Here is a 6,519-nt window from a genome sequence, read left to right as displayed (position 1 = left end):
TCCATTTGGACTGGCTTAGTTGACGTTTTTCGTGGCGTCTTACCCAAACTCGACTTCTCGTGCTGAGCAGTTACGAAGAGAGTTCACTTACACTCAACGTCCTAACGGCAAATCGCTTGTACTATCCACTACAACGATGGAAGTCGGGCCTACTGACCTTGCTAGGGGCATTGAATTAATGCCTCAAGAGACGGTGACCGCACTCAAGGAGTTGCACCCAGGAGGTTACATCTGGGCAATCCTGATGGATGATCGCATCAAGAAAGACCTCTACTGAGAAAGCCGTGCCCAGACAACAGAAACGCCTGCCTCCGAATAATAAGGAGCGGGCGTTTCGCCATTCTGTCCAACCATCCCGAACAAAGTGGCTATAAGGGGGTTCTACATAGGTTCTGGCATAGGTAGAGAGGGCTAGGTCATAGCCCGAGAGTAGCTGATCGTGGGAAAACTTCGTCTGGCACGACAAAACTGACCTTGTCAATCTCTCCCGGTGCGGATAGAGTAGGCACAGGTCGGCAGCGATAGGCGCAGCTGAAACCTTCGTCCAATACAGGAGAAAACCGTTATGACCACTGAGACCAGTGGTGTCCATGCCTCTACCCTGATGCAAGACACCTACTACACCACCGAAGAAGTCCGCCAGCAACTGAGAGTCGCTCACTCGACAGTACGGCGCTGGATGAGTCTGGGAAAACTGCGCTACCTGAAGATAGATGGAGCCGTTCGTATTCCTGCTTCTGCACTCGCTGAGCATCTGCGAGGCGGTGACCAATGAAAGCCCCCGACACTAGCAGTATCGGGGAACAGGGTCACGACCAGAGCGTACTCGTCCTCGCGCAGCCCGTACATACCCCGTCCACCAAGAGCAACATTCCTGCCTCCATCGAAATCAGTCAGTGGAACTGGTTCAAGCTCCTTTTCGGTCAACAAGAAGGCTGGGTGTACATTCTCACACTTGGTAAAGGCACAAAGCTAACCAGTCTGCCTCACCCACTCAACACGGACGAGAAAGACGGCGACTCCTTCTTATCCAGCCCAGACACCAACGCCTTCTGTGGCGTGGCCCTGCGGGAGGAGAAGGTCAATACAGCTAACACTGACCCGCCTACTAAACCCACCGACCTGCTGTGGCTGGACATGGACGCCAAGGAGCGCCACGAGGCACCAGACGGCGAAGACCTCAAGCATATCCCCGCCGATGAAGTCAAGACGCTGGTGGCCTCGCAGTACCACGCCTTCATGACGAAAAGCCGCGCCCAGAGCCTGATTCCGGTGGCAGTGCTGTACTCCGGTCATGGTTTGCAGGCATACTTCCGCGCTCCTCGTTTCCTGACAAAGGAGGAAACCGAAGCCGCTAACCGTGCATTGGTAGGGCGTTTCACTGAGTTCGGTGCTGACCCGAAGGTCTACAACTCTGGGCGCGTCCTGCGAGTACAGAACACCTACAACGTCAAGAATCCGGAGCGTCCTCTCAAGACTGAACTCTGGCATGAATCGGACGACTGCCTTGTTGAAGAACTGGTGGCGGAACTTATCAACGAAGGCCAGAGCATCAAAGCGCCAGCCGTTGAAGAAGCCGCGCCAGAACAGTCCTCGAAGCATCCAACTCAGCAGGAGCGAGGGCTGATTGACTGGTACAACAATCGGCATCACACCGACCAATACCTGCTGGGGCGAGGCTATAGGGCTGAAGGCGACGGACGTATGAGCAGCCCCTACACCGAAACGGGCAAGGACGTACTCCTACTCACAAACCAGAAAGGCGTCCAATGCGCGTACCTAAGCTACAAATGAAAGAAGGACACTGTGCTCGACAGTGTCCTTGTTGGTGGAGCCAAGCGGGATCGAACCGCTGACCTTCTGAATGCCATTCAGACGCGCTCCCAGCTGCGCCATGGCCCCACTTCTTCGCTTGCGCCTCTTTTCAAGGCTTAGCCAGATTAACAGGGCGCCAGCTTTCTGTCAAGCATTTCGGCCAGGGCAACCGCAAAGTCGGAGACTGCATAACATTTGATAAGTAGCCAGTAAGCAGGCTGGCTATTTTTACTGTATCCATCGGCCAAATACTCTCGGCATGGCGAAGCGTGATTTTCAAACGAAAAGTTTCACTTTACATTTGAGGGACTTTGCGGTTGCCCTGGCATTTCGGCGCAGGCGTTCGGAGGCGCAGGCGGCTGGGCCGCTCAGTTCACCCGGTCCAGAATCAGTGGCTGGGCGGCGGGCTGCGCCGGGCCAAACCCCAGGCCACCGCGCAAAAGCTCTAGCGCCCGCTCCAGGCCGCGCCCGCCACGGTGATAGAGGCGCATGACCGCTTCCCCAGACTGCACGGCGTCGCCCGGCTTTTTAAGCAGTTCGACCCCAACGCCGTGATCTATGGCCTCGCCCTTGCGTTCGCGCCCGCCGCCTAACACCAGCACGGCGCGGCCCACGCTCAGGGCGTCGATGCGCTGAAGGTAGCCCGCTTCGGGCGCGGTGATCTCGGCGCGGTCAGGGGCCACATCGAATCTGGCCGGGTCGTCCACGTAGCCCGCGTCGCCGCCCTGGGCAGCCACGAATTCGCGGAACTTGTGCAGGGCGTGGCCGTCTGCCAGGGTCTGCCGGGCGCGGGCTTCGGCCTGGGCGGGGTCTTCACCGTAGGCGCTCAGGGCCTCGGCGGCCAGCGCCACGCACAGTTCGGTCAGGTCGGCGGGGCCGTGACCGCGCAGGGTGTCCAGCGCCTCCAGCACTTCCAGACTGTTGCCCGCCATGCGGCCCAGCGGGGTGTCCATGTCGGTCAGCACGGCGCGGATCTGCCGCCCGGCGTGCGTGCCGATATCTACCATTGCGCGGGCCAGTTCGCGCCCGGCGCCCAGCGTACCCATGAAGGCCCCCGCCCCGACTTTCACGTCGAGCACGATGGTATGCGCCCCGGAAGCCAGTTTCTTACTCATGATGCTGCTGGCGATTAGCGGCAGGCTGTTAACGGTGGCGGTCACGTCACGCAGGGCATACAGTTTGCCGTCGGCGGGCGCGAGATTCTTGCTTTGTCCGACCAGGGCGAGGCCCACTTCACGGGCCTGTTTCAGAAACTGTGCCTCGGAAAGCTCCGCCGTCCAGCCTGGAATGCTTTCGAGCTTGTCAATGGTGCCCCCAGTGTGCGCCAGCCCACGCCCGCTCATCTTGGCGACCGTCAGGCCCAGCGCCGCCAGCATTGGCGTCAGGATCAGGCTGGTCTTGTCGCCCACGCCGCCGGTGCTGTGCTTGTCTACGGTGCGCGGCAGGTTGCCCAGGTTCATCTGCTCGCCGCTTCCGGCCATAACCAGGGTTAGGTCGGCGGTTTCCTGGAGGGTCATACCTTTTAGAAACACCGCCATGAGCCACGCGCTGACCTGATAGTCGGGCACGTGACCGTTGGTAAAGCCCAGCACAAGAGCTTCCAGCTCGGCGCGGGTGTGGGTGCCCCCGTCGCGTTTTTTCTGGATCAGGTCGGGAGTGTGAAGACTGAGAGTCATACGGCAGTTTAGACGCGGGCGCTAGTCTGAGGCCATGCTCGTTTCCTCCCGCACCCAGGATCTGCTTTCGCGTGAGCGGTCGCTGCTCTCCGACCTTCAGGCTTTTCTGGAGCTTCAGGGGGCGCCGCCCGAGGTGGTCGAGCACGCCCGTACCGCCATGGCGACCCTCGACGAGACTTTTCTGCTGGTGGTGGTGGGCGAATTCAACGCGGGTAAGAGCAGTTTCGTGAACGCGCTGCTAGGCGCAAAGGTGCTGCCCGAGGGTGTTACGCCGACCACCGACCGGATTTACGTGCTGGTGCATGGCGACACGCCCGGCCAGATGGAGCCGACCCGTGACCCTTTCGTGAGCCGCCTGACCTACCCGCTGCCCAGTCTGGAGGGGGTGGCACTGGTCGATACGCCCGGCACCAACGCCATTATCCGCCAGCATCAGGCGCTGACCGAGGGCTTTTTGCCGCGTGCCGACCTGGTGCTGTTTCTGACCAGTGCCGACCGTCCCTTCACCGAGTCCGAGCGGCAGTTCCTGAGCCTGGCCGCCCGCTGGGGCCGCAGCGTGATCATGGTGGTCAACAAGGCCGACCTGCTCGAAACGCCCGAACAGCGCGAGCAGGTCAAAGAGTTCGTGCAGGCCGGGGCGCGGGGCGTGCTGGGCTTGACGCCGCCCGTGGCACTGGTCAGTGCGCGGGCCGAACAGCGTAAGGCCCAGCAGGGCGGCGATCCGGGCTTTGGGGCGCTGCGGCTGCTGCTCTCGGCGCGGCTTTCCGAGACCGAGCGCACCCGCCTCAAACTCAGTTCGCCGCTGAATACGGCGGCAGAGTTGCTGGGCGGTGAGGAAGCGCGGGCCAGCGCGGCACGCACCACCCTGACCGAGGATTTGCGGGTGCTACAAGACCTCGAAGCCCAGAGCGAACACCACCGCGCAACCATGCTGGGCGAACTCGACGGGCAGCTTAACCGCGTGGGGCGTCTGCTGTCGGAATTTGAAGTGCGGGCCGACAAGTTCATTGACGAAAAATTACAGTTTCGCAACCTACGCAGCCTGATGAACAGCCGGGAACTGGAAGAAACGTTCCGGCGTGAGGCGGTGGGTGACCTGCCCGAAGCCCTCGACCGGCAGTTCGGCAGCATGATCGACCGCTTCGTCGAGTCTAATCTGCACTTCTGGGAGGACGTCCAGGCGTTCTTGATCCGCCGTCAGCCCAGCGGCGACGCGCAGGTGGCCCGCACCCGCTTTTCGTATGACCGCGCCGCGCTGCTCGAGGGCATCGGCGGCAGCGCCCGCGACCACCTGGCGGCGACCACCGAGCAGGAACTGGGGCGCCAGCTCTCCAAAGACGCCGAGAGCGCCATGCTGGGGGCCATCGGCGGGCTGGCGGGCGGGCTGCTGGGCGGCCTGAGCATCGGCGCGGTGATTGGGGCCACGGTGCTTGACTTCACGGGCGGCGTCGTGATCGGGCTAGCGCTGGGCAGCCTGGGGCTATTCGTACTGCCCAACAAGCGCTTGCAGGCGCACCGGCAGCTGCGCCAGAAGATCGGCGACCTGCGAGCGGCCCTAGAACAGATCGTGCGCCGCGAATACGAACGCGAGCAGCAGCGGGCCGACAGCCGTCTGAACGACGCGATCAGCCCGTATACCCGGTTTACCCAGCAAGAACAGGCCCGCTTGAACGACGCCGCTGTCCGCGCTGCTGAGTTGCGGGGTCGCCTGGAAGAGTTGCAGCAGGAAGTTAAGAACTTGGACTAGAGGGTTCCGGCTCTGCGCTTCTAGACCCCGCAGGCGGCGGCCTTCCAGACTGTGGCGCAATGGATTCGTTAACAGCTCGCCAATACACCGAGTCGCCAACTTCACGACCGAAATCCGGCTTGCTCGCACTCGCTCTGGCTGAACAGTACGGTCAGGCGGTCTTCTGCACTGCGAATTTCAGGTGAGCGCGTCCCCAGGTGTCAATGGCGTCAATAACAGTCTGAAGTTCAAGTCCCGCAGGACTAAGACTGTAGATGCTGCGGGCCAGTTTGCCGTGAGTATCTTCAGTGCGCTTGTGAATGATGTCGAGCGTTTCAAGGTGTTCTAGGCGCTGGGTCAACGTGGCACTATTGCAGCCGCCTACGGCACGGGCCAGTTCGTTAAAGCCTTTTTCGCCGTCTAGCAGAGAGCGCACAATATGCAAAACCCACTTTTCTTGCAACACCCCAATGGCCTGGTAAACCGGGCAAAAGCTGGGCTGATCAGTTGTCATACCCGGCACTCTACACCCCCCAACACAATTAAATCAGGACATGGATTACATCACTTGACTTTTTAAACTAGATTGCCTAGTGTTATGGGCATGACTACGACCATCAACAGACCCGCCAGCGTTACCGAAGCCATCGAAACCCGCCGGAGCATTCGCAAGTATGTTCAGGAACCCATGAATCAGGGCGACCTGCACGAAATCCTGCGTCTGGCGAGCCTCGCGCCGACTGCCAACAATGTGCAACCGACCCGCTTTGTGGTGGTGCAGGACAAGGCGCTGAAAGACAAACTGATGGAAGCGTCCTACAACCAGCAGCAGGTGAGCAACGCGCCCGCCGTGATCGTGGTCTACAGCGACATGGAAGACTTCCTGGGCAATGTCGAAGAAACCGTGCATCCTGGCATGGGAGCCGACCAGATCAAGGCCCGTGCCGAGGGTCTACGCCAGAACTTCATGAACCAGGACGTGGCCCAGCGCGGGCAGTGGGGACTGGCCCAGGCCAACATCACGTTCGGGTTCCTGATGCTCGCTGCCCGTGGCCTCGGCTACGATACCAACCCCATGCTTGGGTTCCAGCCGGAAAAGGTCCGTGAACTGCTTGGTCTGCCTGAACACGTGCAGTTCGCTGGCATCTTGCCCATCGGCCACCGCGCTGAAGAAGGCTTCCCCCACCACCGTCACAGCGTCGAGCGCATTACCAAGTTCATGTAATCCGCTTCTACAGCTTTCTCCAGAACAGGGCCGCTTCCAAGATGGAGGCGGTTTTTGCATTTCTCCGGGCGCCTCTG

6 protein-coding genes and 1 tRNA gene are annotated in these 6,519 nt (G+C 60.7%); 4 read left to right on the top strand and 3 right to left on the bottom strand.

The window, feature by feature from the left end; all coding sequences use genetic code 11:
- The first annotated feature begins 565 nt into the window (after nt 1–565).
- Both QZ269_RS11355 and QZ269_RS11350 read left to right on the top strand, forming a co-directional pair.
- Nucleotides 566–775, top strand: a complete 210-nt coding sequence (locus tag QZ269_RS11355; RefSeq protein WP_291426818.1) for a helix-turn-helix domain-containing protein — start codon at nt 566–568, stop codon at nt 773–775.
- Nucleotides 772–1,794: a hypothetical protein gene (locus tag QZ269_RS11350; RefSeq protein ID WP_291426817.1), complete on the top strand. Its 1,023-nt coding sequence runs from the start codon at nt 772–774 to the stop codon at nt 1,792–1,794. Before QZ269_RS11355 ends, QZ269_RS11350 begins: the two co-directional genes overlap by 4 nt.
- A 32-nt stretch (nt 1,795–1,826) precedes the next feature.
- Here QZ269_RS11350 and QZ269_RS11345 read toward each other — a convergent pair.
- Both QZ269_RS11345 and QZ269_RS11340 read right to left on the bottom strand, forming a co-directional pair.
- A tRNA-Ala gene (locus QZ269_RS11345) sits at nt 1,827–1,902 on the bottom strand.
- Between the two features lie 281 nt (nt 1,903–2,183).
- Nucleotides 2,184–3,491, bottom strand: a complete 1,308-nt coding sequence (locus tag QZ269_RS11340; RefSeq protein WP_291426816.1) for a thymidine phosphorylase — start codon at nt 3,489–3,491, stop codon at nt 2,184–2,186.
- Between the two features lie 34 nt (nt 3,492–3,525).
- Between QZ269_RS11340 and QZ269_RS11335 the strand changes: the two genes are divergently transcribed.
- A complete protein-coding gene (locus QZ269_RS11335) occupies nt 3,526–5,238 on the top strand; it encodes a dynamin family protein (protein WP_291426815.1) in 1,713 nt (570 codons plus the stop codon).
- A gap of 151 nt (nt 5,239–5,389) precedes the next feature.
- Here the strand turns inward: QZ269_RS11335 and QZ269_RS11330 are convergent, their stop codons facing one another.
- On the bottom strand, nt 5,390–5,731 hold the full coding sequence (locus tag QZ269_RS11330; RefSeq protein WP_291426814.1) for a helix-turn-helix domain-containing protein: 342 nt from the start codon (nt 5,729–5,731) through the stop codon (nt 5,390–5,392).
- Nucleotides 5,732–5,821: 90 nt separating this feature from the next.
- On the opposite strand from QZ269_RS11330, the gene QZ269_RS11325 reads away from it, so the two are divergent.
- Nucleotides 5,822–6,442, top strand: coding sequence for a nitroreductase family protein (locus QZ269_RS11325; protein ID WP_291426813.1), 621 nt, complete (start codon nt 5,822–5,824; stop codon nt 6,440–6,442).
- Nucleotides 6,443–6,519 lie beyond the last annotated feature (77 nt).

The organism is Deinococcus sp. (assembly GCF_018260405.1).
Taxonomy (GTDB): domain Bacteria; phylum Deinococcota; class Deinococci; order Deinococcales; family Deinococcaceae; genus Deinococcus.
This window is presented reverse-complemented; position numbering and strand designations above follow the sequence as displayed.

Bases quoted from the DNA above. Each gene is read 5' to 3' on its own strand.
- QZ269_RS11325 (WP_291426813.1), top strand. From the start codon at position 5,822: ATGACTACGACCATCAACAGACCCGCCAGCGTTACCGAAGCCATCGAA.
- QZ269_RS11330 (WP_291426814.1), bottom strand. From the start codon at position 5,731: ATGACAACTGATCAGCCCAGCTTTTGCCCGGTTTACCAGGCCATTGGG.
- QZ269_RS11335 (WP_291426815.1), top strand. From the start codon at position 3,526: ATGCTCGTTTCCTCCCGCACCCAGGATCTGCTTTCGCGTGAGCGGTCG.
- QZ269_RS11350 (WP_291426817.1), top strand. From the start codon at position 772: ATGAAAGCCCCCGACACTAGCAGTATCGGGGAACAGGGTCACGACCAG.
- QZ269_RS11355 (WP_291426818.1), top strand. From the start codon at position 566: ATGACCACTGAGACCAGTGGTGTCCATGCCTCTACCCTGATGCAAGAC.
- QZ269_RS11340 (WP_291426816.1), bottom strand. From the start codon at position 3,491: ATGACTCTCAGTCTTCACACTCCCGACCTGATCCAGAAAAAACGCGAC.